Origin of the sequence: Sphingopyxis sp. QXT-31 (assembly GCF_001984035.1) — a bacterium.
GTDB lineage: Bacteria > Pseudomonadota > Alphaproteobacteria > Sphingomonadales > Sphingomonadaceae > Sphingopyxis.
In genome coordinates this window covers 308,224-331,548 of sequence record NZ_CP019449.1, presented here as the reverse complement: position 1 = coordinate 331,548, position 23,325 = coordinate 308,224, and the positions used below count along the sequence as shown (strand labels likewise).

Sequence of the window (23,325 nt, the reverse complement as noted above, 5' to 3'; positions counted from 1 at the left end):
GGCGCCCGTGTCCCTGCTGGATGATTGCAGCCGCGCGCTGTCGAACGTGCGACAGGCGCACATCGACCACCTGTTGGCGCTGGGAGTGTCCGCAGACGCTTTGGCGGGGCTAGGGTCGCGTCAGATGCCGTTCGGGGTCGAGCGCATCGACACGGACGACGCTGGGCGCTGGTGGCCCGATCCCGAAGGCAGGCCCGCGCTCGTCGTGCCGGTGATCGAGCGCGGCGAGCTGATCGACATTGTTGCCTTTCGCTCGTCTCAGCCTGCGCGCTGGTGGTGGCGGGTGGGGTGCGGGTCGATCCTCGGGGCTGATGTGATGGAGCGTAGCGTCTGGCCTGGTGACAAGCTGCTGGTGGTGGGAACGCCGCTCGCTTGGATCGCCGCTGAGGGGCAAGCCTGCTGCATTCTTGATTGGGGTCTGCCCGATTGCGAGGTCGCCGCGCTGCGCGATCAGAACGAAATCCTCTGCGACACGACAATGCTTGCCGCCCGACTGCGAAGACGCTTGTCGCAGCCCCGGCGCGTGCCGCCGATAACCGTAGAGATGGGAAATGCTAATGTCGCCGCCGCGTAGTCTTGCCGACGAAATAGACGGCCCGCATTTCATGCCCGGTATGGGGGTGGTCGGCAGCAAACCGACCGTACCGCTACGCCCGCTGAATGCCACGCCTTATAGCTGGCCCGATCCGTCGAAAATCCCGACGCGCCCTTGGCTCATGGGCCATTGGCTGCTGCGCGGCGAGGTCACTGTTGTGATTGCGCCAGGGGGGACGGGCAAGAGCACGATCGGCAACGCCATTGCCCTGTCGCTCGCGTCCGGTCGCCCCCTGCTGGGGAAGGCTCTGCCTCGGGGAGCGCAAGCCGCGTGGATCTACAACCTAGAGGACGGGCAAGAGGAACTTGACCGGCAAATCTCGGCGGCGGCGCTGTTCTACGGCATCGGTCCCGACGAGTGCGCGGGGCGCCTGCTGGTCGATAGCGGGCTAGACCAGCCCCTTTGCACAGCAACAGAGGATCGCGACGGTTTCGCCCTCGCTGAGGACGTCTTTCAGCAGCTTGAGGCGACGATTCGGGCGCGCTCTATCGCGGTGGTCACCGTTGACCCGTTCGTGTCGAGCCACCAAGCGCAGGAAAGCGACAACGGAGCGATTGACGCGATCACGAAGCGATGGAAGCGCCTTGCCAAAAGCACTGGCTGCGCGGTCGTGCTGGTCCACCATACCAAGAAGCTCGGCGGTCGCGAAGTCACGGCAGAGGACGGGCGCGGGGCTGTGGCGCTTCGCGATGCCGCCCGCGTCGTGCTTCCGATCAATCCCATGTCAGACCGGGAGGCAGACGAATTGGGCATTACCGACCCGCAACTGCGTCGGTCGCTGGTTCGGATCGACATGGGCAAGGCCAACCGGGCCCCGCCCGACGCGGCGACGTGGATTAAGCTGGAAAGCCAGAGCCTCGGCAATGGCGTGGATGGCGAGCCGTCCGATTATGTCGGTGTGGCGACGCCGTGGGAGAAGCCGGACATATTCCACGGCCTGACCGCCGCCGATCTGTACGAGGTGCAGCAGCGGGTGAAGGCAGGGGAGTATCGCGAGAGCGTGCAGGCGAAAGATTGGGTGGGCCATGCGCTCGCCGAAGTGGCCTGCCTGTCGGCTGAGCGGGACAAGGGACGGATCAAGGCAATCTTGCGGACGTGGTTCGCCTCGGGTGCGCTCGCGGTCGAGCGTCGCGTTGACAACAAGGGCAATGACCGCCCGTTCGTGGTCGTCGGCAACGCGGTCGATCCATCCGAAGTCTAGGCCTCCCCACCACTTCAAAATCAAGGTGGGGAAAGTGGGGAAAGTGGGGGTCGGCAATCCCTCCTGACCGTTTCCCCACCACCCCCACCCCCCCTTATAGGGGGTGGGTGGTGGGGGTAGGGATCAGGGTCCGAGAATATGAAATCCAAGGTGGGGGTAAAAAGTGGGGGTTTGTGGAGCAGTACGCGCGGGCGCGTTTAAGGCGGCGAGTTTTGTCAGGCAGTATAGGGGGCCGGAGTTTTGTCAGCCCAACGCGGGCGCGCGCGCGTTATATTAAGGGCAGGCGACTTGAAAAAACTTGAAACCGCGGACCTTACAAAACCTGACATCGGCGAGCCCCAGGACGGCAAGATTACGGCAAGGCCGAACGGCTGGCACCCTAAGATACCCTAAGGTCTGCGGCATGTATCGCGCCCGCGCGTTATAAGCGGCTGAATTTTGCGAGGCAGTATAGGCGGGCCGTGACTGGCGGGCGCGACCCTCACTGTAAGAGTTTACAGTGAGACCCGACGCCGCGCCCTGAGGCACCTGCTTCCTACGACGGGCGCCGACCAGCGGGGCCGAGCCTCGGCAAATTTGCCGACCTGTGCAAGCGGAACAAAAACCAGATTGAGGGCAACTCACGCGACCGGCTTAATCGTACCTCTTTTTTGCCGTTTTCAGGTAGTCTCGCAACGGACGCTCCCTCAGATAGTCACGCCGCAATCTCTGCAAATCCGCTTCGTGTAAAATCCAGCCCGCTGGCTTGTTGTGCCTCAGCAGGCTGTCAAAGTGAGGATCGCTCACGGGCACATCGGCGCCAGCATTCCTCTTGTATTGCCAGTAGTGCTCTGTCGCGATGGTATCGGCTGCCTGTAGCCCGCAATGATCTATAACCGCACCGAATGAGTATGATGTTGTAATACCTTTGGCACTTGCCCTTTCCTCGGCTGCGCGCAGAAATGCAGTGAGCCAAGGGCGCTCTTGGCCCTGATCAAATATGCACGCGATAGGGGAGCCTCGGAGTGTCTCGGCGACTTGGAGTGCATAGTCTGCGCAGGACGCGAACGCCACGCCGTCTGGCGGCCCGTACGCCTTTCGCACCCGCCCGCGGATTATGCGGTCATATGTCGCTATCGGGATGCAGTAGGCAATGCTGTGAAGGTCCGCGGCGGCGATTATCTGCCGGACCTCATACCGGAGCGCGTCTCGCTCTACAGGGCGGTAGTCTTTGAATTCGCCTTGGGCCGATCTGCAATCACCCAAGCTGAATTTCCGTAGCGCAGGCTTCCCCGGCAGCGGCTCGGCCAGCATTTTGCGCCACGCATTATCCAACTTTGAAAAAGCGCTCTCGGTGCCGATCACGCCAGCCCAAACAACAATCTCAGAGTCTCCATGCGTCCCGCTGTCGTCGAAATACCCGCGAAGCACCTGACCTATCCCCTCGGACGTCACTCCGGGGCGTAGGTTACAAAAAAAGGCGGGGGCCGAAACCCCCGCCTTCAAAGTAACTGGCGCCGGTTGGATCAGCTCACGCGAAACCGGTAAGGCTCGATCTCTCTCGGCGCGGGCAGGACGACGACGGTTTGATCCTCGCCGTCATGGGTCACCATAGGCAAGTCGGTGCATCCCAATTCGCCGGGGTCAGCGATCGGGCAGCCGCTACCACGATAGAAAGTGCCATGCTCGACAAAGACACCGGGCCCGGTGGTTAGCTCGTCCTCGTCCATCATGCCTGCGGGGTCGTCATCCTCCATATCCTCGGCGGGCGCGTCCATATCGTCCAGCCCGTCGATAAGGCGCTGCACAAGCCTTTCGAGCGCGGGACGCGGCAGCGACGGGATAAGCGAAAGGGCTATATCTGCCGGGAGCGATTGCCCCCGACCGACATAGACGACCATGCGGGCGCTCACGGCTGGCCCCCTTCGCCAAACAGGCGCCACGCCTCTTGCCGCTCGTTCCAGCTAAGGCGCTGAATGATCTTGGGCGCGTGTGTCAGCGGCCATTCCCAATCGGACGTGTCCGCGCCTTCCTGCATCGCCTTGCGAAGCCTTGCGGCCTGCGCCGCTGTGCAATTCGCGAAGATGAAGTAAACCGTCAGATGATCGTGACCGCGCTGCGCGAAGGCGCAATGACGCGGCGGCGGGTTGTCGGTGTCCCACCCCGGCCCCTTCGGCTTCTCCGGCTCCCTCGGCTGGCGCTGCTCTGCCGGGAGCATGTTGCGCCCCTCGACTAGCGCAGACCATTGCTCGGTATCGGACAGGAGCGGCGTGGCGGTGAACAGCGCCCAAAGGCGCTGCCCTCCTTTCTTGCTCGCGGCGCTCATTTCAGGACCGCGAATGCGAGGTCTACCAACTGGGCGGTAAACCACGACACTCCCAACGCCGTCACGATCATTGCGAGCGTCATGGGGGTGGTGTCCCCCTGCCGCCGCGCCCTCACTTGCCGAGCCTTTCGAGCGCGTTCATCACGTCCAGATTGAGACCCGCGTTACCCTTGGCGAGTTTCATCAATCCCCGGATCGCGGGATGACCATGCGCCCCGAACGCAGCCAGCCGCTCGAATTGGTCGGCGGGCATGGCGTGGAGCATTGCCAGCAAGAGCCAACGCTCGGGCGTCATGGGGCTGATAGCCTCGGCGACCTGCTCGGCCTCGCGGATCGACGGCGGGCGCTTCTCGAACTTGACCGCCTGCCCCTCCCGCAATTTGATGGCAGCCCATCGCGAAGGGACATGGGTGCAATTCTTCACCTTGCGCGGCGCTGCCGTGGGCAGCTTCACAACGGCGGCGCTCATTCCGCACCTGCCAGCCGCAGCGCGTCGGCGGTGATGTGGGCGATGACGTCTTTCGCATCCACAAGGTCTTGCATGTCCTCGGCGGCGAAAATGGTCAGCTTCTGCCATACCTCGCCGACCGACGCGGCGGGGGTCTGGATTGCCTTCCTTGCCGTGTTCAAGAGCGCTTCGATCAGCGGGGCGCACGCGCTTTCGTAGTCGTGCATAAGCGGCGCGTCGTCGTCGGGAAGGCAGATTGCGCGGTGCTGCTCGAAAGCCTGCCTTGCGATCTTGTACGCGACGGCGTGAATGCTGAAAGCGGTGTGCGGTTTCGCGGCGGCGGCGCTCACTTGCCTTGCTCCCGAAGCGAACGCATTGCAGAGATAAGCAGGCGATCCGTCCAGTCGCGCTTGTTGCCCTGCGCCTCGAAATAATCGAGATCGGCGCTGTAGCAGCGGGGTTCGTCCTTGTCGGAGTCGAACAAGTAGGTTGCTGCAAGCCATATCTGCAATTCGGCGCCGCGCGGTGTGGTGGCGATGGTCGAGCGCATTTCTTCTTCCGCTGCGTCGATAATCGCCCACTGCTCTGATTGCGCGTCCGACTCTCCCCCAGTTACGGGGTCGCACGGCAGCGCGCGGGTCGTCTCAAAGGCGATTGCCCTGCGCTCGAACGCTGCGAGGATTGCCGCGTCGGGGTTCGTGGTTAAGGTGGTGGCGCCCTCGGGCGCGGTGGTGCTAGTACGCTCCATAGTCGTAATCCCTCTAGATCAGGGTTTGCGATAGGACCGGGGTTAGGGTTGCCGCCCTGCCTCGGTCCGCCTTGGCTTCTGGCCTTGGCTGTTACATGGTGTGACAGACGTTAACCATTGCGTCAATCCCCTAAATGTCATACGGTGTAACAGTGATGACACCGATCCAATGCAAAATGGCTCGCCTTGGGCTGAACCTTCGCGCCGCCGATCTGGCTGGGTTATGCGGCCTGACGCGCGAAACAATCGCCCGCTTTGAGAGCGGCAATCAAGTCGCGGCTTCCTCGGTTGATGCCATGCGCGCTGCGCTGGTCGAAGCTGGCGCCGACTTCTCGCACAAGGCGGGGCGCGTCGGTGTGACGGTGCCGGAATGACGGAAGCGCTGGAGCGGATCGCAGAGCTTCGCGCCGCACTTATCGGCCCACTGACAGATGACGGCGTTGCCGGTCTCTGGACCAAGGTCCAATTAGTCGAGGCCGCGCTGAGCGGTCCACAAGAGCATGAGCTTATGAGGCGGGTCCGCTCGACGATAACCGATGTGATTGCCGCACATCGGGACGGACTGCCAAGCCCGCCGGTTTCCTCGGCGGCGGTCGCTATAGGCGCTCTCGATGGGCACATCCGACGACGCACGACTGGCGTTGATGGATGGCCGCGCGCCTGAGCCTGCGGAGCGCTCCGCAAATGGTAATTCTGGCTGACCTTTTACCTCGTGCAGGGAATGGCGGTTTCGCGCGGTGTCCCGCCTCAGCGCGCGGGAAAAATCTCGAGCCGCCGGGGCGAATTCCTGCCGACGCCGAATCGGTATAAAAAACCGCAGAAAACCGTGGCTGCGTCAACTGGGATTGGCGGTTTTCCGTGGTATTCAAGCCAGCGCCGAATCGTACCCCCTGCCGATTTCCATTTGCGGGCAACCTTGACGCTCTGACGCTGCCGGCAAGTTGCGGTCATTTCTGTACCCAGCGAACATAAGGCCTTTTGTTTCTAGCGAGTTAGCGCCTGTCGGCAACTTTACGCTATCATCGTAAAGTTGCACCCTCGCCGATAAGCTTCGAGCTTCCGGGGGCGCGCTCGCGCCGTAACAGGCAGGACAGCCTCGCTCGCACCGGCCAACAGAGCGAGGGTGGAGTCGCTCCAGGCGCAACCTTGACGCGCCCGCGATCCTCCGCGACAAGCTCAATTATGGATGGGGGCATACCTGAGCTTTACGCACTGTCGGCCTTGGCCGGGATAGCGGCTAGCGCCCTGCTCGTTCGCTTCGTCGTCCTCCGCGAGCGGCGGGCCAAGCAAGGGCTTCCCACCGATCTGCACGGACTGTCTGAGGCTTTGGTTGCTGTGGCGTTCTCGCTCGGCTTCGCGGGCGTTGGCTACCTCCTCTCGATCTAGCCCGCTCCGCGCCCGCTGAGACTCCCTCAGGGCGATTTCAGACCTGCGCGCTACCTACCTAGCGCTCGCGCGCCTTGGCGCTGTACGGCCTTCTATGGGCGCCCGCCCGCTTCGCTCCCTCTCCCCCTCGGCCCCCGCAATCAGGGGCATAGGATGCGGACGCTGTAATCCGCACAAGAGCGCGTGTGGCGCCTGTGGGGCATATGTAATCTGTTGAAATGCTCAACCGGACGGCGCCCGGTAAAGTGCCAGCCTGTTCTCTAGGAGGGTTGAGACTGTGGGATTGTTTTCCGTAATCGGCGGCTTGATTGGCGGCGGAAAGGCGAAAAAGGCCAGCCGCAAGGCCGAAGCTGCGCGCGTCGCGGCGATGGATCGGGCGATTGCCGAGCAAACGCGCCAATTCGATTTGACGCGGCAGGACTATGCTCCGCTTCTCTCGCTGCTCGCGCCCTCGGTGTCGCGCCTTGGTGATGGCATCGGCTTGAACGGCGACGCCAAGCAGCAAGCGTTCATGGAGTACGTTCAGACCAGCCCCCAGCTTCTTGCGCAGATTCGCAACGGCGAGGAAGCGATTAGGGCAAATGCCGCGGCGACTGGCGGGCTTCGCGGCGGCAACACGCAGCGCGGCCTTGCCGACTTCCGAGCCGATAGATACGCGAGCGAGCTTGACCGCCAGTTGGCCCAGCTTGCGGGCGCCGCTGGTTTGGGTTCGGGCGCTACTGGTGCCGTCGCAGCGTTCGGTGCCGACAGGGCTAACAACGTCAGCAATCTCTTGACCCAGCAGGGCGAGGCCCGAGCAAACGGCATCCTGACCCGTGGCGGTATCAACGCGCAGAACTGGAGCAACATCGGCCAAGGCTTCGATGACGCGCTCTCAATGATCATCGGTGGTTTCGGCGGCGGAGGTCGCGGCGCCGCCGGTTCGAGCGGCGGCATGGGTTTGCCGACCGGCTTCGGGACCATCTTCAACAGGTAGGGTTTGCTATGACTTATAACGATGCTGAAATTATCCGAGCGGGCATGTCGCTTGTGCCGGACTATGCCGCGCAGGTTCAGCAACAGCTTCTGTCGGACCTGACCCGAGCGCAAATCGCAGGGGTGCGAGGCGAGCAGCAGATTGCGTCAGCAAAGTTCATGGCGGCACGCGAGCGGGAACAATCCTACCTTGAAGCTGTCAAATCCCTAGGCACCAACCCCACCTATGAGGGCTACCGCGAGATCGCGCTGCGCTTCCCGGAGCATCATCAGGCGCTTGAACCGCTATACAAGAACGCTGCCGAGCGCGACGCCGACCGCAGCAATTCGCTCATCGCGGAAACCATCGGCGCGGCGCGCAATGGCCGTTGGGACTTGGCTGCCCGCACCGCTGCCAAAATGGTCGATGCGGATATTGAGGCGGGACAAGGCGACGAGAACGACCGCGAAGTTCTCCGCATTCTTGAAGCCGGGACGCCCGAAGAACGCGCGCAGATTGTCGGCATCCTGACGCATCGCCTCGCGGCTGGCGTCGGCGCAAAGAACACCGCCGAAATGTGGAACGCTGTCTTTGACGAGACCCGCGACAGGGAGGTCCAGCCAGACCGTGCGCGCGAACAGCGGGCGAAGGCGGACACCGCCGAGGCAGAGGCCGAGACCGCGCCCGATTATTATGGGGGGCGAGCCCGCGAGCAGGTCGCCGACGCTGACGTGGCGGAAAGCAACTCGGCTTGGCAGGAAGCAAAGAACGCGCTGTCTGTGGCAAAGGGCGGGGTTCAGCTCGCTAAGGCTCGGAGGCAGATTGCAAGGCGCGGCAAGGCGCTGGGCAAGCCGGTTGAAAAGGTCACCGTTGGCGACATGAACGCGCCCACTGCGGTCAACCCCAAGACCGGCCAGCGGGTCATCCTGCGCAACGGCAAATGGGTGAAGTTCTAATGGGCATCTTCGCCGCCATTGCCGCGAGCCCCTTTGGCGAGGCCCTGCGCCAGAGCCAAGAGCGCCGCCTTGTTGAGCGCCGACAAGCCAAGGGCGAACCAGCGTTTTACGTTCCCGCCGACATCACCCTCGGCGAAATGCCAGCCCCCGCCAAGCGAGAAAGGTTGAACTGATGACCGGCGAAAAAGAGAAAGTCAGCAATGTGGTTCACGACACGGCGATTAGCTTTCGGGCTAATAGCGTGCTGGTCGAAGCGGCTAAGGCTCGCGCCCGATCGCTCGGTATGAGCCTCCCCGAATTGTACCGCGCCGCAGTGCGCGACAAAGTACTGGCCGAGGGGTGAGCCGCGACACCTCCCCTGCCGCGATGCTGCACGCTGCCGCTCATGGGTGCGGCAAGAGCCAGTTAGCAATCGCGCTTGACCTTATGGGGATCGCTGACGGCGAGGACGTCGGCTTTGACTTGCTGGTTCACCTGTACGCGCTCTGCTTTGCACGATTGGCGGCCGCGCATGGTGATTTTGCTGCCATCAATTTAGCGGCGCATCTCTCGGCGGCACTCTCGGAAATGGTGGCGCCGACAATTCTCGGCCCACGCCGTCCCGGCTTTCAGGCGGACGCTATGGCCCTGTTCGATGTAGCCGCCGACCGCGCCCCGCCCGAGCAATTCGATGCGATGGAGAACAGGCTGCGCGAAATGTCCGACGCGTCCGAGCCGTATGCTCACGCCATCACGAAAGAAGCCCGCACTTTTTGGGCCCAAGTCCTGCAGCCTATTGGAGATGCCTAACATGGCAGGTCTGCCCCCGCTTCCTCCCGGTTTTGAAGTCGAGCGCCCCCGCAAGAGTAAGCCGCTGCGCTTGCCTGACTACACGCCCGCTGGCGATATTGTGGACCTCGGCACGCAACCGCCGGGGGAAACCGACGAGCGCAAGGTTTCGCCGCTCCCCGCTGGCTTTACTCTGGAAGCAACCGGCGATGTGGTTGACGGCGATACGATCCGCCTCGGCGATAAGCGCAATGGCCGGGTTCAGGGTTTCGACGCATTCGAGGCCGACCAGCCGGGGGTTTCCCCTGACGGTAGCCTCGTCCCGCTGGGGCAACTTGCAACCAGCGCCCTTGACGGTCTCGTGACGCCGCAAACCAGCGTCCGCGGTATCGGCGCAAAGACCTTTGGGCGCCCGGTCGTGACGCTCGACAACAGCGGCGCCGACCCGATTGTTCCGATGCTTCGCGAGGGTCATGGCTATGCCGCGCCCGAATATCTTAAGGCCGACCCTGAGCGCAGCGCAATCTATACGGAAGCGGAACGCCTCGCACGCCTCAATCTGCAAGGCGGTCACGGGACGCAGCATCTTTCCCCCAAGGTGCAGCGCATGGCTGAGCGCGGCCCGATCAAGCTGCGTGCCGATGAGGAATTGGCATGGACTGCCGATCTGCCGGAATTGCGCCCCGAGTTTCAGCGCCTCCCGACTGAGGAAGAGCAGGCCTATTATGGCTTCCTAGCCAGCAAGTCGGGCGATCAGACGTTTAGCCAAGCCGACCTTGACGCCTATTGGAAGTCGAAAGGCAAAGCGGCCTCGGTCGCCGATCCTGAGTTTATCGAGGCGATCCGCAAGGGCGAAAAGTTCGGCATGATCGACTATTCGTCTTGGGACGCCGCGACCCTCGCGGACTTCAAAAAGCAAAACGCTTTCGCCGGCATGCGGCCTGAGGTTCAGGAAGCCTATGGCGCCTTGCTCGCGGCGCCTGGCAGCACGCCGGAGACGCTAAAGCAGTTCGCCGACGTGAACGGCATGACCTTCGATCCCCGCGACGTTGACGCCTTCTTTGCCGCCAAGGCTGCGGGCACGGATGCGCCTATTCCGCTTCCCATCATCAACCCCGGCGACGGTAAGACGGGCGCTTTTGCTCGCGGCTTCGGTGACCCTATCGGCTTCCTCGACGAAATGGGGGGTGTGGTCGATGCCATTGGCGGCACCGAGTACCGCGAAAACATCTGGAATAGCGACCGCTCGTTCGGCGAGATCTACGACAACAACGTTCGCCAGAATCGCGCGATCATTGACTACGACGAGACAAACCACCCGTGGATGCGCTTCGGCGGTCAGTTGACCTCGGGAGTTGCCTTGCCGGTCGGTGCTGGTGTGCGCGGCGCTGCTGGCTTCGCCAAGGTCGGTGGCGCATACGGCGGCGTCTATGGTTTCGGGTCCGGCGACGGCACTTTTATGCAGCGTGTCGCCAACGTCCCCTTGAATGCAGCGATGGGGGCTGGCGGCGGCGCCGTTCTCGGCAAGGGTTTCGATCTAGTCAAGCGGGCGACCGGGCGCTTTGCTCGATCCTTGCGCCTCCGCGGTAGTGAGACCTCGGCGGAAATGGCGCAGGACGGTCAGCGGGTTGCGGCTTTCGAGGAATCGCTGCGGACGCAGGTCGGTGACGACGCGGCAGAAATCAGCGAAGCTCAGATGCAACGAGCCTTTGAGGCGGCGGACGAAGCAGCGCGCGGCGCCCCCGGCGCGCGAGCAGATATGGGTGGCGAGCCGCTGCCTTCGATCACTGGCCCCCGCGAGCGCGATGTAATCGACGTCAACGCCACTCGCACCCGTCCTATGGGCGAGGGTCCGACCGATGCGATGATGCGCGCCGCAACCGCCCGCGTGGAGCCGGGGGACGTGCTGCCGCGTCCGTCCAATGAACTAACAGAAGCGGAAGCTGCCGCGCTGGCTCGGGGCGGTCTCGATCCGGTGAAGCCTCCCCGCGAACGCGACTATCTGGAAACCTCGCAATTTCCCTCGCGCGCCAATCCCGAGACCACGATAACCCGCAAAGGTCCGACCGACCTTGTGACCTTCATGCGCTCGCTGAACGGCGTTCGCGATGACGGCGGCGAGCTAACCGCTGCCGGTATCAGCAACGCAGCGCGCAAGGGCGAGGACTTCGCCGGGGGCGAAAACCGCCTCGGCAAGCTGGTCAACCCTGAGGGCATCGGACTGGACGAAGCCGCCGAACGCGCATGGCGCGCGGGGTACTTCCCCGAACTGGACGCGCCGCCGACCAATGCCGAGTTTGTCGCTGCGCTGGATGACACCTATCGGGGTGTCGGTCGGCGCTTCCTGCCCGAGGATGAGGGACAGATACAGGCCTACGAGGGCGCCCGCGATCAGCGCCTTGCGGTCGAGCGTGCGCGGCAAGAGGGTGCGCCGCTGCACTCCGACACGTCCGCCCCTGCAACGCTTGATGACCTGATTGCGAACACCCCGCCCGCAACGGCCTATGACGACTGGAACAATGCGGTTCTCTCCAAGGTCGGCAATATCCGCGTCGATAAGCTCGATAGCGCGCAGGACATTTCGCAGGCGCTCAAGATCGCCGACAACGTGGCGGAAGGCTTCGACGCTGCTCGCCGCGGCACGATCTCGAACGAGGAAACCAAGGCGCTTGCCCGCCAACTCGGGATGACCGCCGATGATCTGCTGTCCCGCCGCAAGGGGCAGGCGCTCAACGCAGAAGAAGCCTACGCCGCCCGCGCGATCCTGTCGAAGTCCGGCGACGAGCTTGTGGCACTCGCTCGAAAAATTCAGCGCACGGAAAATCCCGGCGATGAATTGGAGGCTGCTTTTCACAAGGCGATGATCCGTCACGTAGCGATTCAGGAGCAGGTGGCCGGCGCGACTGCGGAAGCTGGGCGCGTGCTGCAACAGTTCCGGATGGCGGCGAGCAGCAAGGACGCACCGAGCCGCATTCTCGCGGGTTTGGCTGGCGCGGGCGGCGGCACCAAGCGTGTTCGCCAGGCCGCTGATATGATCATTACGCTAGAGCGCGATCCCGCCAGCCTGAACAAGTTTGTGGAGGCTGCCAACAAGCCCAAGCTGAAAGATAAGCTGGTCGAGGTTTGGTACAATTTTATCCTTAGCGGCCCGGCGACCCATGCTGTTAACGTCATGTCGAACACAATGACGACGCTGGCTCAAATCCCCGAGCATGCGACCGCTGCGGCCTTCGGCGCCGCTCGCCATGCTTTCAATAAGCGGGCGGCGGAACGTCTCGCCTTTAGCGAAGTCGGCGCCCGCGCAGCCGGGTTGATGACCGGTGCCCGAGAGGGTGTGCAAGAGCTGGCGGCGCGCTTCGCCGCCAAGGAGGGGGACGCCCCCGGCGCATGGAATACCGCGAAGCGCTGGGGTAATGCCGTCGCCGACATTGAGCCTGCCGATCTCGCTACCAAGGTCGAGGCGCACAGCCAACGCGCGGTGAGCGGGGTTAAGGGTAAGGTATTGCGCCTGCCGACCTCGGCCCTCACGATTGAGGACGAGATGTTCAAGGCGATTGCCCGCCGCTCGGAAATGGCGGGGCAGGCTGTTCGCATTGCACGGCGCGAAGGGTTGCGGGGCGAAGCTGCCAAGGCGCGCGCCGCCGCACTGGTGGCGAACCCGACCGATGAGATGTGGTCGAAGGCGTTGGACTATGCGCGCTATGCGACCTTTCAGCGCCCGCTCGGCGAGCTTGGATCACTAGTGACGCGAGCCACCCAAACTGCACCGATTCTAAAGGTCGTTCTGCCGTTCGTCCGCACCCCCACTAACCTGTTCAAGTTTGCGGTGGAGCGCTCGCCTGCGGCGCCACTGCTGCGGGAGTGGCGCAAGGACTTCGCTGCGGGTGGTGCGTCGCGAGACCTTGCCGTGGCTCGCGCGGCAATCGGCTCGGGGATCGGCGCGCTGGTCGCGGAGGCTGCGGAACAAGGGCTGATTACCGGGTCGGCCCCTCGGGACAAGAACAAGCGTCGCCTGCTCGATGCGGACGGCTGGGAGCCTTACAGCATCAAAATCGGCGACAAGTATTACAGCTATCGCCGTCTCGATCCCTTCGCGCTGACGATTGGCACTGCTGCCGACTTGGTCACTCTCGGCGACGGGATGACGAGCGGGCAGAAGGACAAGGGGGCGGGGCTGGTCGTTGCGGCGATCATGGGCAACCTTGCAAACAAGACGTGGTTGTCTGGCCTCTCCGATGCTCTCGCGGGTCTCCGCGATCCCGAACGCTACGGCGGGCGCTTTATCGATCGCTTCGCCGGTTCCGCACTGGTGCCGACCGGCGTCGCCCAGCTCGCCCGCGCAATGGACCCCACCGCACGCGAGACCGATGGGACGCTGGAATATATCCAGTCGCGCATTCCTGGGCTGTCCGACAATCTGCTGCCCAAGCGTGACGCATGGGGGCGGGAGATGGTAAGCGAGGGCGGTCTCGGGCCTGACATCATGTCGCCGATCTGGACCAGCACCGAAAAGGGCGATCCGGCGACGCATGAAGCTATTCGGGTCGGCGCAGTCATCTCGCCTCCAAACGAGACGGTGGGGGGCAAGAAGCTCAGCCCCGCAGTCTATAACCAGTTGCAATATGTCGGCGGCACGCTCGCCCATAAGTGGGTGTCGGAATTGATCCAGCAGCCCGACTATCGCGCGATGTCGATTGAGGATCAAAAGAGCGCCATCGGGAAGGTGATGACCAATGCCCGCAAAGCCGCTCGCTCGAACGTGCTAGGCGGTGAGCCGCTGCCAACCTCGCAGCCCGAGAAGAAGCGCGGCAGCGCAGCCGGTCGTCGCTCCGATCCGCCGCCGCCGCCGGGCTTTGAGGTGGTGGAGTAGCCGTCTATGCTCGCCCGCGTGACTCGGGGGAGGCGGATATGAGAAGTCTGTTTGGGTATGGCGCGCTTGCTATCCTCGCAGCGGGGGCGATGCACATTCCCGCGCCCGCCTCGGCGGCGGGTTTCAAATCTGGCAACGACCTTTGGGAAGATTGCCGCGTGAGCGAGCGCGACGCTGAGTATTTCACTCGAATTGGTCGATGTACCGCATACATCGCGGGAGCCGCTGACTCGCTGCTGATGGTGTCGGCGTTCAACAAGGGAAGCTTTTGCCTGCCCGCGAACGTGACGCTGGGACAGCTAACCGATGTCGTGGCGGGCTACCTTCGGGACAATCCGGCGAAGCGGCATATGTCAGCGTCCCTGCTCGTCGGGGAAGCCGTTCTCGCTTCATTCAAGTGCACGTGACGCCTGAGCGGGAACTGTGGGCCTGTGCGCTGCTGGTCGAGCGCCAGCACGGCGAGGCCGCGCCACTGTGGATCGCAACCCGGATCGGGGAGTTAGCCCTTGCCGGTGACATGGCAGGCGTGGAGCGATGGAAGGCGATAGCCGCGAAGCTCGATCAGTGCCGCGCCGCTCGCAACGTCTCATAAGCCTGAAAATGGGCGCCGCGCTTGCTATGTGATTGCTAGCAGCAAAAGGCCTCCCGCACCGAAATGCGGAAGGCCTAGGAAAAGCTGGCGCACCCGGAACGATTCGAACGTCCGACCCTCAGATTCGTAGTCTGATGCTCTATCCAGCTGAGCTACGGGTGCGTGGAGAGGCGCCTTTAAGACCCGATGCGCGGGGGCGCAACCCCCTATTTCCGATTTGTGACCGCGGCGCACGACGACTCGCGCCGCGCCGCGTCGAGCTCCCCGATTTCCGCTGGATCCTTGAGCAGCAGACGGATCAGCGCGATGCCGCGGTCGTGGTCGGTGCGCACGACCTCGGCCCCCGCGGGCACCGCCTGCCCGTCGCGCGCGACGACGATTCGATAGGGCTTGCCTCCCGCCTCGACATCGTTGCGCACGAAGATCACGTCGGTCGCCGCGTCGAAGACGCTGAGCGAGCTGTAGCGCCCCGCGACCGGGGTCACGTCGATCGCCAACGGTCCCGCCGACAGGTCGTAGGGGCAGCTCGAATAGGCGAGGTCGGGGCTCGGCCGGACCACGGGCTGGCGCGCCGGGGTCGCGAGATTGCCGTAGGACATGCGGTTGACGCCCCCCTGCCCCAGCCGGTCCATCGCGACGTTCATCAGCGCATAGGGGATGGCGCCGATCGCGGCCCAAGCGGTCGCCGCGGCAAAGACCGCGCCGAAAACGAGCGGACGGAACCAGCCGGCCATCTCAGCAGCCCTCTTTCACGAGCCGCGGCAGCACGGCTTTTTCGGGGTCGGCGCGAAACGCCTTGCCCGGATTGTACATGCGCAGGGTCAGCTGGAATTTCTGCCCCTTGATCCCCGGCAGCCAGGCCCCCGCGGGCTTGTCGGGCGCGATGGTGACGCGCCACTCGCCCTTAGCGTCGAGCGCGACATTGGCGCCGTTGACCGACCAGACCCGCGCCGGATTATCCACCAGATAGCCCGCCTCGTCATAGACGGTGACGCTCCACCAGCGCGCGTCGAGCGGCGTGCCCGACAGGCTGTAACGGCAATTGCCGTCGAGCGGCGCGCCCGCCGCGTCGGTCTTCGCCATCCAGTAGACGGTTTCCTTCGCCGGCAGCGCGAGCAGCCCCGAGCGCGCGACCATCGCGCGCGTCAGCGGATCGGTCGCCTTGGTCCCGTAACCGAGCGAGGTTGTCCACGGGCCGTTGCGGATGCCGCCGTCGCCGAGCCCGCCGTTGGTGAGCGCCCACGCCGCGCCGAGCCCCACCGCCAACCCGCCCACCAAGGTGATCGCATAGCGGTGCCAGCTCTTCATGCGCCTATCCCCTTCCTTCACCCGTCACCCCGGCGAAGGCCGGGGTCTCGCCGATGCGTCGTGACGCGAGGGTGAGATCCCGGCCTTCGCCGGGATGACGAAGATGGGGCTACCCCCTCTTTAGCGCTGCCTGTGCGGCGGCAAGCCTGGCGATCGGCACACGGTAGGGCGAGGCGCTGACATAGTCGAGGCCGGTCTTTTCGCAGAAATGGATGCTCGGCGCGTCGCCGCCATGCTCGCCGCAGATGCCGAGCTTGACGCCCGGGCGCGTCGCCCGCCCGCGCTCCGCCGCGATCTCGATCAGCTGCCCCACGCCCTCGACGTCGAGGCTGACGAACGGGTCGGTCAGGAAGATGCCCTTGTCGACATATTGCGTCAGGAAGCGCCCCGCGTCGTCGCGGCTGATGCCGATCGTCGTCTGCGTCAAATCGTTGGTACCGAAGCTGAAGAACTCGGCGCTTTCGGCGATCTCGCCCGCCATCAGCGCGGCGCGCGGCAGTTCGATCATCGTGCCAACCAGATAGGCGATCTCGCGCCCCTTTTCGGCGAACACCGCCTTCGCCTGCGCATCGACGACCGCCTTCATCAGGTCGAACTCGCGGCGCGTGGCGACGAGCGGGATCATCACCTCGGGAATCGGCGCCGCGCCGGTCTCGGCGGCCACGTCGCACGCCGCCTCGAAGATCGCGCGCGCCTGCATCTCGTAGATTTCGGGATAGGTTACGCCGAGGCGGCAGCCGCGATGGCCGAGCATCGGGTTGAACTCGTGCAGCTCGTTGGCGCGCGCCTTCAGCGCCTCGATGCCCACCCCCGCGGCCGCGGCGACGTCGGCGAAATCTTCCTCGCGCGTCGGCAGGAATTCGTGGAGCGGCGGGTCGAGCAGGCGGATCGTCACCGGCAGCCCCGCCATCACCCCGAAGATCGCGGCAAAGTCGCCGCGCTGCTCGGGCAGCAATTTCGCGAGCGCCGCGCGGCGGCCGTCCTCGCTGTCGGCGAGGATCATCTCGCGCACCGCGGTGATGCGCGCGGCGTCGAAGAACATATGCTCGGTACGGCAAAGCCCGATGCCCTCGGCGCCGAAATCGCGCGCGACCTGGGCGTCCTGGGGGGTTTCGGCGTTGGCGCGCACCTTCATGCGGCGGACCTTGTCGGCCCACACCATCAGCGTGCCGAAATCGCCGACCAGTTCGGGCAGCAGGGTCGGAACCTCGCCCGCCATCACTTCGCCGGTCGATCCGTCGAGCGTGAGGATATCGCCCTCGCGCAGTTCGCGCCCGCCGACGCGCAGCACGCGCGCCGCGCCGTCGATCGACAGCCCGCCCGCGCCCGAGACGCAGGGACGCCCCATCCCGCGCGCGACGACCGCCGCGTGGCTGGTCATCCCGCCGCGCGCGGTCAAAATGCCCTTTGCCGCGTGCATGCCGTGGATGTCTTCCGGCGAGGTCTCGACGCGAACGAGGATCACCGCCTCGCCCATGCCCGCGGCCTTTTCCGCGCTGTCGGCGTCGAACATGATTTTGCCCGACGCCGCGCCGGGGCTGGCGGGCAGTCCCTTGGTCAGCACGTCGCGCGGCGCCTTCGGATCCAGCGTCGGGTGAAGCAGCTGGTCGAGCGCGCCCGGATCGACGCGGCCCACGGCCTCCTCTTCGGTGATCAGCCCCTCGGCCGCCATATCGACCGCTATCTTCAACGCCGCCTTTGCGGTGCGCTTGCCCGAACGCGTCTGGAGCATCCAGAGCGTCCCGCGTTCGACGGTAAACTCGATGTCCTGCATGTCGCGGTAATGCGTTTCGAGCGTGTCGAAGACGCGGCCCAGCTCGCCGAAGGTCTCGGGCATCGCCTCTTCCATCGACAGCGGCTTGGCTCCCGCCCGCTCGCGCGCGGCGAGGGTCAGGTACTGCGGCGTGCGGATGCCCGCGACGACGTCTTCGCCCTGCGCATTGATCAGCCATTCGCCGTACCAGGCGCGCTCGCCGGTCGCGGGGTCGCGCGTGAACGCCACCCCCGTCGCCGAAGTGTCGCCCATATTGCCGAACACCATCGCCTGCACATTGACCGCGGTGCCCCATTCGGCGGGGATCGAGTTCAGCCGGCGATAGACTTTCGCGCGGTCGCTTTCCCAGCTCGCGAACACCGCGCCGACCGCGCCCCACAGCTGGTCGTTGGGCTCCTGCGGAAAGGGCGCGCCGGTCTCGCGCTCGACGATCGCCTGATATTCCTTGACCAGCGCCTGCCAGTCCTCGGCCGACATCTCGGTGTCGAGGTAGAAGCCCTTGTCTTCCTTCGCGATTTCCAGCGCCTCCTCGAACTCGGCATGGTCGAGGCCCATGACGACGTCAGCGTACATCTGGACGAAACGGCGATAGCTGTCCCACGCGAAACGCGGATCGCCCGACGCTTCGGAGAGGCCGACCACGGTCTGATCGTTGAGCCCCAGGTTGAGCACGGTGTCCATCATCCCCGGCATCGACACACGCGCGCCCGAGCGGACCGAGACGAGCAAGGGATCGGCGGCATCGCCGAAGCGCTTGCCGGTGATGCCCTCGATATGCGCGATACCGCTCGCGACCTCTTCGATGAGGCCCGCGGGGAATTGTTCGCCGTTCGCATAATATTGGGTGCAGACGTCGGTGGTGATCGTAAAGCCCGGGGGCACCGGCAGGCCGATCGAGGCCATTTCGGCGAGGTTCGACCCCTTGCCGCCCAGCAATTCCTTCGAACGCTCGGCCGTGGTGGCCGCGCCGCCGAACAAATGCACCATGCTCGTCATTTCATGCTCCTGCTGCCCCGGGGAGGAGGTTGGCGGGGAATAGGGACCTTGCCCTCTATCGTCGATTCAGTTTTCCTTTAGCGGCTTCAGGCGCGGCTGCCTCCGCCATACGAATGCCACTGCGCGGCGACCGCGCGGCCCGAGCGGCCCGAGAAGAGCAGAGGAGGCAAATCTTGTTTCACCTGCAACTCGACCACGTTGAACAGAAACACTCGGCGCGGCCCGACCGAAGCAATGTCGCGCCAGTTCACGCGCAGCAGCGGATGAAACGGGCGGAACAGCAGCGATGGGCGCAGATAGACCGCCTGATCGTCGATCCAGATGTTGATGCAATTGTTGTAGCTCGCCGAACCGAAAGAGCGCCCGATGGAGAGCGATCCCCATAAATAGCGCTGCGCCCGATCCGGAACGGGCCGGTCCGACGCAAAACGACGCGCGAATTTGGCCCAACCCATTTGCGCAAGAATGCCGGCCATCAGCGTCCAAAAACAGGCGAACACGACTGGAAACAGTAGGACCAGCCAAGGGAGGTACTCTTCCTTCACCGGCCGGTCGGCTCCTGCGGCATGATGGCGTCAGCCCTCGATCTTCGAGAAATCGGCGACCCCATGCACCGCGCCGGTAAAGCGCGCCAGCAGCCCGAGCCGATAGGCGCGCACCGCTCCGTCGGGGTCGTTGACCATCACGCCCTCGAAAAAGGCATCGATCGGCGCCCGCAGCGACGCAAGCGCCGCCATGGCATCGGTGAAGCGCTCGTCGGCGACCGCGGCGGAGGCGGCAGGCTCCGCGGCGTCGAGCGCGGCGAGGAGGGCCTTGTCCATTTCCGTCACCCCAGCGAAAGCTGGGGCCGCTACCGTCGAAGCACCATCGCCAGCGATCCCAGCTTCCGCTGGGATGACGGTATCTTTGCCCGCCTGCTTCAGGATATTCGCTGCGCGCTTGTAGCCCGCGAGCAGGTTGGTGCCGTCCTCGGTCGCCATGAACGCCTGCAACGCCTTTACGCGCGCGAGCAGGCGCACGAGATCATCCTCGCCGCCGAGCGCGAACACCGCATCGATCAGGTCGTGGCGAACGCCGGCCTCGCGCTGCTGGACCTTGAGGCGGTCGGCGAGGAATGTCACCGCGGAATCGCTCACCTTTCCAAAGTACGTAACCGGATAATCCTGAAGTGTCGCAAAGTATGACATTCGAGGTGAAACCATCCCCGCACGTTGAGCATCCTCCACGATCTTCTTGAAACGTCGCAACGTCGGTAGATCGAGGCTCTCCAATCTTTCGTCGATCCGTCCAACGGTTTTCATAAGTTCGCTGTAGAGAGCCTCAGCGGCCTCCTTATGAGAGGCATATCCCTCAAATTCATCCGCAACTTGGCGCAATATATCCGCCATCGGCTTAGCAAACGCCTTATGCAAATTAAGCCTCAGGCGATTTCCCATAAGCAGGCTCGCAACGCCGATAGCGGACCTACGGAGTGCGAATGGATCTTTAGAACCAGTTGGCCGCTCGTCGGCCAAGAAGAACTGAATTATTGAATCCAGCTTATCCGCCAACGCCACAGCCACCGTCACCGGCGCGGTTGGCACGTCATCGCCCTGCCCGGCCGGCTTGTAATGGTCGCGGATCGCGTCGGCGACCGCGGCGGGCAAGCCTTCGGCGCGGGCGTAATAGCCGCCCATGAGGCCCTGCAATTCGGGGAATTCGCCGACCATTTCGGTGACGAGATCGGCCTTGGCCAGCTCGGCCGCCTGCCGCGCGAGCGCAGGGTCGCAGTTCGGCACGATGCCCTCGCTTGCCAGCCATTCGGCGAGCTTCGCAACGCGCTCGACCTTGTCGGCGACCGTCCCCAGCTTTTCATGGAAAGTGATGTTCGCGAGCTTTTCGGCGTGCTGCGCGAGCGTCTTCTTCTGGTCCTGTTCCCAGAAGAAGCGCGCGTCCGACAGCCGCGCCGCGAGCACCTTGCGGTTGCCCGCGACGATCTCCGCGCCGCCGTCCTTCGCGTCGATGTTCGCGGTGCAGACGAAGCCGTTCGCCAGCTTCCCGTCCGCCCCGTTCACGACGAAATATTTCTGGTTCACGCGCGCGGTGAGCTGGATGACCTCGGGCGGCACTTCGAGGAAGGCTTCGTCGAAGCGGCCGAGCAAGGGCACCGGCCATTCGGTCAGCCCGGCATTCTCGATCACCAGCCCCTCGTCCTCGACGAGCACCAGCCCCGCATCGGCCGCGGCCTTGGCGGCGCCGTCGCGGATGATCGCCTGCCGCTCCTCATGATCGACGATGACGTGGCACGCGCGAAGCTTCTCGGTGTAATCCGACGCCGAGCCGATGGTTATCTCGCCCGGGCAGTGGAAGCGGTGCCCTCGCGTCGCGAAACCCGCGGAAATCCCGCTCACTTCGCACGGCACCAGCTCCTCGCCGAAGATCGCAACGATGCCCGACAGCGGACGCACCCAGCGCAGGCTTTCGCTGCTCGCGCTGTTCTTGCCCCAGCGCATCGACTTGGGCCACGAAAAGCCGCGGACGATCGCGGGGATCGCCTCGGCGAGCACTTCGGCGGTCGCGCGACCGGGCTTGTCGATCACGGCGAAATACACGCCATCGCGATCCTCGAGCTGGTCCTGCGTCAACCCGGTCTTGCGAAGGAAGCCTTCGAGCGCCTGCGGCGGCGCACTGCTGCGCGGGCCCTTGAGTTCCTCGCTGACCGCAGCGGTCGCCTCGGGCAGATCGCGCGCGATCAGCGCCAGCCGCCGGGGCGTCGACCAGATGGTGAGTTCGCCGGTTTCGAGACCCGCAGCGCTCAACTGCGCGCGGAACAGCTTTTCAAGCTCGGCGCGCGCGCCCGCCTGCATCCGCGCCGGGATTTCCTCGCTGCGCAGTTCGAGAAGAAAGTCGGTCACAGCGTCCATCCCGGATATTTTGCGGTCCAGCGTTCGGACTGGCTGTCGATCCACGCCTTGCAGCTGCCCTTCGCGAGGTCGCGGACGCGCGCCATATAGTTCGCGCGTTCCTGCACGCTGATTACACCGCGCGCCTGCAAGAGGTTGAACAGGTGGCTCGCCTCGATCGCCTGGTCATAGGCCGCCAGCGGCACGTTCGCGGCGATCGCGCGCTGGCACTCGGCCTCGGCGGCCTTGAACCCCGCGAACAGGCTGTCGGTGTCGGCGACCTCGAAATTCCATTTCGAGAATTGGCGCTCATTCTCGAGGAACACGTCGCCATAGCTGACCGCCGCGACGTCACCGACCGCGTCCGAAAAGCGCAGGTCGTACACATTGTCGACATTCTGGATATACATGGCGAGGCGTTCGAGCCCGTAGGTCAGCTCGCCCGCGACGGGCTTGCAGTCGAAGCCGCCCATCTGCTGAAAGTAAGTGAACTGGGTGACTTCCATCCCGTCGCACCAGACTTCCCAGCCCAGCCCCCATGCGCCCAATGTGGGCGATTCCCAATCGTCCTCGACGAAACGGATGTCGTGGAGCAGCGGATCGATGCCGATCGCGGCAAGCGACCCCAGATATTGTTCCTGCAGGTCGGCGGGCGACGGTTTCAGGATCACCTGATACTGATAATAATGCTGCAATCGGTTGGGGTTCTCGCCATAGCGGCCGTCGGTCGGGCGGCGGCTCGGCTGGACATAGGCGACGTTCCACGGCTCGGGCCCCAGGCTGCGCAAGGTCGTCGCGGGGTGAAACGTCCCCGCCCCCACGCGCATGTCATAGGGCTGCAGGATCGCGCAGCCGCGCGCGCTCCAATAGGCGTGCAGCGTCAGGATCATGTCCTGGAAACTCAGGGGTTGCTTGGCGTCCGCCTCGGCCACGGCCGGTCTTCCTTCGCAGGTGCAAAAATCGCCGCCGCATTGGCCCAGCGGGGCGCCACGGTCAAGGCTCCGTGCCCCACCGCGCGCGCCGGAATCCGGCGCCTTTGTCAGGTCTGCAAAACTTTTTGTCAGGTCTTATTGACATAGTCAGCGAATCGCGACATATAGTCAACAACACCTGACACAAAGACAGGTGGCCATGACCAACTATCTAGCCCAAGGAGACCCGACATGATGACCCGCACCCTGATCCTCGCCCTCTCGCTGACCGCCGCCGTTCCCGCGATCGCCGCGGAGGGCCAGACCGCCGAAGTCCGCATCGCCGACCTCGACCTGTCGACCGCCAAGGGTCAGCAGCGCCTCGAAACCCGCGTGAAGAGCGCCGCGCGCAGCCTCTGCAACGCCGGCATCGGCGGCACCGCCGAGCGCGCCCGCGAAACGCAGTGCATCGCCGATGCTCTCGCCGCCGCCAAGCCGCAGGCCGACCGCGCCATCGCCCGCGCCGCGGGCGGCACGCAGCTCGCGCTGCTGATGCTCGAGCGCGCGCGCTGAGCCGCATCAGGCCAATGTTCGATGTCTTGCCCCGTCCGATCCTCCCCGGCGTCGGCA

The 23,325-nt window shown here is 64.5% G+C and carries 24 protein-coding genes and 1 tRNA gene; 12 read left to right on the top strand and 13 right to left on the bottom strand.

Going from position 1 to position 23,325, the window contains the following annotated elements:
- Positions 1 to 7: 7 nt before the first annotated feature.
- Entirely contained in the window at positions 8 to 574 is a 567-nt protein-coding gene (locus BWQ93_RS01660) for a hypothetical protein (RefSeq protein ID WP_077029005.1), read from the top strand.
- Positions 558 to 1,796 (top strand): AAA family ATPase, encoded by a 1,239-nt coding sequence (locus tag BWQ93_RS01655; protein ID WP_077029004.1) that lies wholly within the window; start codon positions 558 to 560, stop codon positions 1,794 to 1,796. Before BWQ93_RS01660 ends, BWQ93_RS01655 begins: the two co-directional genes overlap by 17 nt.
- Before the next feature lie 633 nt (positions 1,797 to 2,429).
- Here BWQ93_RS01655 and BWQ93_RS01650 read toward each other — a convergent pair.
- The 6 genes from BWQ93_RS01650 to BWQ93_RS01625 form a co-directional block, all read right to left on the bottom strand.
- Entirely contained in the window at positions 2,430 to 3,140 is a 711-nt protein-coding gene (locus BWQ93_RS01650) for a hypothetical protein (RefSeq protein WP_198040447.1), read from the bottom strand.
- Positions 3,141 to 3,301: 161 nt separating this feature from the next.
- Positions 3,302 to 3,688, bottom strand: coding sequence for a hypothetical protein (locus BWQ93_RS01645; protein ID WP_156878088.1), 387 nt, complete (start codon positions 3,686 to 3,688; stop codon positions 3,302 to 3,304).
- Positions 3,685 to 4,101 (bottom strand): hypothetical protein, encoded by a 417-nt coding sequence (locus BWQ93_RS01640; protein WP_077029001.1) that lies wholly within the window; start codon positions 4,099 to 4,101, stop codon positions 3,685 to 3,687. The genes BWQ93_RS01645 and BWQ93_RS01640 overlap by 4 nt, the downstream gene beginning before the upstream one ends.
- Before the next feature lie 112 nt (positions 4,102 to 4,213).
- Positions 4,214 to 4,570 (bottom strand): hypothetical protein, encoded by a 357-nt coding sequence (locus tag BWQ93_RS01635; protein WP_077029000.1) that lies wholly within the window; start codon positions 4,568 to 4,570, stop codon positions 4,214 to 4,216.
- Entirely contained in the window at positions 4,567 to 4,899 is a 333-nt protein-coding gene (locus BWQ93_RS01630; protein ID WP_077028999.1) for a hypothetical protein, read from the bottom strand. The genes BWQ93_RS01635 and BWQ93_RS01630 overlap by 4 nt, the downstream gene beginning before the upstream one ends.
- Positions 4,896 to 5,297: a hypothetical protein gene (locus tag BWQ93_RS01625; protein WP_077028998.1), complete on the bottom strand. Its 402-nt coding sequence runs from the start codon at positions 5,295 to 5,297 to the stop codon at positions 4,896 to 4,898. The genes BWQ93_RS01630 and BWQ93_RS01625 overlap by 4 nt, the downstream gene beginning before the upstream one ends.
- A 155-nt stretch (positions 5,298 to 5,452) precedes the next feature.
- Between BWQ93_RS01625 and BWQ93_RS01620 the strand changes: the two genes are divergently transcribed.
- The 9 genes from BWQ93_RS01620 to BWQ93_RS21480 all read left to right on the top strand — a co-directional run bounded on the left by BWQ93_RS01620 (position 5,453) and on the right by BWQ93_RS21480 (position 14,824).
- Entirely contained in the window at positions 5,453 to 5,671 is a 219-nt protein-coding gene (locus BWQ93_RS01620; protein ID WP_077032137.1) for a helix-turn-helix domain-containing protein, read from the top strand.
- Between the two features lie 1,289 nt (positions 5,672 to 6,960).
- Complete coding sequence (locus tag BWQ93_RS01610) at positions 6,961 to 7,659, top strand: hypothetical protein (RefSeq protein ID WP_156878087.1); 699 nt, start codon at positions 6,961 to 6,963, stop codon at positions 7,657 to 7,659.
- Between the two features lie 8 nt (positions 7,660 to 7,667).
- Positions 7,668 to 8,594, top strand: a complete 927-nt coding sequence (locus BWQ93_RS01605; protein ID WP_156878086.1) for a hypothetical protein — start codon at positions 7,668 to 7,670, stop codon at positions 8,592 to 8,594.
- On the top strand, positions 8,594 to 8,767 hold the full coding sequence (locus tag BWQ93_RS20600) for a hypothetical protein (RefSeq protein WP_156878085.1): 174 nt from the start codon (positions 8,594 to 8,596) through the stop codon (positions 8,765 to 8,767). The genes BWQ93_RS01605 and BWQ93_RS20600 overlap by 1 nt, the downstream gene beginning before the upstream one ends.
- Positions 8,767 to 8,937 carry a hypothetical protein gene (locus BWQ93_RS20595; RefSeq protein WP_156878084.1) on the top strand — a complete coding sequence of 57 codons (171 nt, stop codon included), beginning with the start codon at positions 8,767 to 8,769 and terminating at the stop codon, positions 8,935 to 8,937. The genes BWQ93_RS20600 and BWQ93_RS20595 overlap by 1 nt, the downstream gene beginning before the upstream one ends.
- Entirely contained in the window at positions 8,934 to 9,383 is a 450-nt protein-coding gene (locus BWQ93_RS01600) for a hypothetical protein (RefSeq protein WP_156878083.1), read from the top strand. Before BWQ93_RS20595 ends, BWQ93_RS01600 begins: the two co-directional genes overlap by 4 nt.
- Position 9,384: 1 nt before the next feature.
- Positions 9,385 to 14,232 carry a thermonuclease family protein gene (locus tag BWQ93_RS01595; protein WP_156878082.1) on the top strand — a complete coding sequence of 1,616 codons (4,848 nt, stop codon included), beginning with the start codon at positions 9,385 to 9,387 and terminating at the stop codon, positions 14,230 to 14,232.
- A gap of 38 nt (positions 14,233 to 14,270) precedes the next feature.
- Positions 14,271 to 14,639: a Rap1a/Tai family immunity protein gene (locus BWQ93_RS01590; RefSeq protein ID WP_077028992.1), complete on the top strand. Its 369-nt coding sequence runs from the start codon at positions 14,271 to 14,273 to the stop codon at positions 14,637 to 14,639.
- Positions 14,630 to 14,824 (top strand): DUF6961 family protein, encoded by a 195-nt coding sequence (locus BWQ93_RS21480; RefSeq protein ID WP_443029356.1) that lies wholly within the window; start codon positions 14,630 to 14,632, stop codon positions 14,822 to 14,824. Before BWQ93_RS01590 ends, BWQ93_RS21480 begins: the two co-directional genes overlap by 10 nt.
- An 85-nt stretch (positions 14,825 to 14,909) precedes the next feature.
- Here the strand turns inward: BWQ93_RS21480 and BWQ93_RS01580 are convergent.
- The 7 genes from BWQ93_RS01580 to BWQ93_RS01550 all read right to left on the bottom strand — a co-directional run bounded on the left by BWQ93_RS01580 (position 14,910) and on the right by BWQ93_RS01550 (position 22,674).
- Positions 14,910 to 14,986: transfer RNA gene (locus tag BWQ93_RS01580), tRNA-Arg, on the bottom strand.
- A gap of 44 nt (positions 14,987 to 15,030) precedes the next feature.
- Positions 15,031 to 15,558 carry a DUF1254 domain-containing protein gene (locus tag BWQ93_RS01575; protein WP_077028991.1) on the bottom strand — a complete coding sequence of 176 codons (528 nt, stop codon included), beginning with the start codon at positions 15,556 to 15,558 and terminating at the stop codon, positions 15,031 to 15,033.
- A gap of 1 nt (position 15,559) precedes the next feature.
- Complete coding sequence (locus tag BWQ93_RS01570) at positions 15,560 to 16,132, bottom strand: DUF1214 domain-containing protein (protein WP_077028990.1); 573 nt, start codon at positions 16,130 to 16,132, stop codon at positions 15,560 to 15,562.
- 109 nt (positions 16,133 to 16,241) lie between these two features.
- On the bottom strand, positions 16,242 to 18,902 hold the full coding sequence (ppdK, locus tag BWQ93_RS01565; protein ID WP_077028989.1) for a pyruvate, phosphate dikinase: 2,661 nt from the start codon (positions 18,900 to 18,902) through the stop codon (positions 16,242 to 16,244).
- An 86-nt stretch (positions 18,903 to 18,988) separates the two neighbouring features.
- Positions 18,989 to 19,447 (bottom strand): hypothetical protein, encoded by a 459-nt coding sequence (locus tag BWQ93_RS01560; protein ID WP_156878081.1) that lies wholly within the window; start codon positions 19,445 to 19,447, stop codon positions 18,989 to 18,991.
- A gap of 30 nt (positions 19,448 to 19,477) precedes the next feature.
- Complete coding sequence (gene glyS, locus BWQ93_RS01555) at positions 19,478 to 21,796, bottom strand: glycine--tRNA ligase subunit beta (protein WP_077032135.1); 2,319 nt, start codon at positions 21,794 to 21,796, stop codon at positions 19,478 to 19,480.
- Positions 21,793 to 22,674 (bottom strand): glycine--tRNA ligase subunit alpha, encoded by an 882-nt coding sequence (locus tag BWQ93_RS01550; protein ID WP_443029371.1) that lies wholly within the window; start codon positions 22,672 to 22,674, stop codon positions 21,793 to 21,795. Before BWQ93_RS01550 ends, glyS begins: the two co-directional genes overlap by 4 nt.
- A gap of 273 nt (positions 22,675 to 22,947) precedes the next feature.
- On the opposite strand from BWQ93_RS01550, the gene BWQ93_RS01545 reads away from it, so the two are divergent.
- Positions 22,948 to 23,268 (top strand): UrcA family protein, encoded by a 321-nt coding sequence (locus BWQ93_RS01545; RefSeq protein ID WP_077028986.1) that lies wholly within the window; start codon positions 22,948 to 22,950, stop codon positions 23,266 to 23,268.
- Positions 23,269 to 23,325 lie beyond the last annotated feature (57 nt).

What these genes read in the sequence shown, in the direction of transcription:
- BWQ93_RS01655 (WP_077029004.1), top strand. Translation starts at nt 558, where the DNA reads ATGTCGCCGCCGCGTAGTCTTGCCGACGAAATAGACGGCCCGCATTTC.
- BWQ93_RS01640 (WP_077029001.1), bottom strand. Translation starts at nt 4,101, where the DNA reads ATGAGCGCCGCGAGCAAGAAAGGAGGGCAGCGCCTTTGGGCGCTGTTC.
- BWQ93_RS01635 (WP_077029000.1), bottom strand. Translation starts at nt 4,570, where the DNA reads ATGAGCGCCGCCGTTGTGAAGCTGCCCACGGCAGCGCCGCGCAAGGTG.
- BWQ93_RS01625 (WP_077028998.1), bottom strand. Translation starts at nt 5,297, where the DNA reads ATGGAGCGTACTAGCACCACCGCGCCCGAGGGCGCCACCACCTTAACC.
- BWQ93_RS01620 (WP_077032137.1), top strand. Translation starts at nt 5,453, where the DNA reads ATGACACCGATCCAATGCAAAATGGCTCGCCTTGGGCTGAACCTTCGC.
- BWQ93_RS01605 (WP_156878086.1), top strand. Translation starts at nt 7,668, where the DNA reads ATGACTTATAACGATGCTGAAATTATCCGAGCGGGCATGTCGCTTGTG.
- BWQ93_RS20600 (WP_156878085.1), top strand. Translation starts at nt 8,594, where the DNA reads ATGGGCATCTTCGCCGCCATTGCCGCGAGCCCCTTTGGCGAGGCCCTG.
- BWQ93_RS20595 (WP_156878084.1), top strand. Translation starts at nt 8,767, where the DNA reads ATGACCGGCGAAAAAGAGAAAGTCAGCAATGTGGTTCACGACACGGCG.
- BWQ93_RS01595 (WP_156878082.1), top strand. Translation starts at nt 9,385, where the DNA reads ATGGCAGGTCTGCCCCCGCTTCCTCCCGGTTTTGAAGTCGAGCGCCCC.
- BWQ93_RS01590 (WP_077028992.1), top strand. Translation starts at nt 14,271, where the DNA reads ATGAGAAGTCTGTTTGGGTATGGCGCGCTTGCTATCCTCGCAGCGGGG.
- BWQ93_RS01575 (WP_077028991.1), bottom strand. Translation starts at nt 15,558, where the DNA reads ATGGCCGGCTGGTTCCGTCCGCTCGTTTTCGGCGCGGTCTTTGCCGCG.
- BWQ93_RS01570 (WP_077028990.1), bottom strand. Translation starts at nt 16,132, where the DNA reads ATGAAGAGCTGGCACCGCTATGCGATCACCTTGGTGGGCGGGTTGGCG.
- ppdK (WP_077028989.1), bottom strand. Translation starts at nt 18,902, where the DNA reads ATGACGAGCATGGTGCATTTGTTCGGCGGCGCGGCCACCACGGCCGAG.
- BWQ93_RS01550 (WP_443029371.1), bottom strand. Translation starts at nt 22,674, where the DNA reads ATGATCCTGACGCTGCACGCCTATTGGAGCGCGCGCGGCTGCGCGATC.
- BWQ93_RS01545 (WP_077028986.1), top strand. Translation starts at nt 22,948, where the DNA reads ATGATGACCCGCACCCTGATCCTCGCCCTCTCGCTGACCGCCGCCGTT.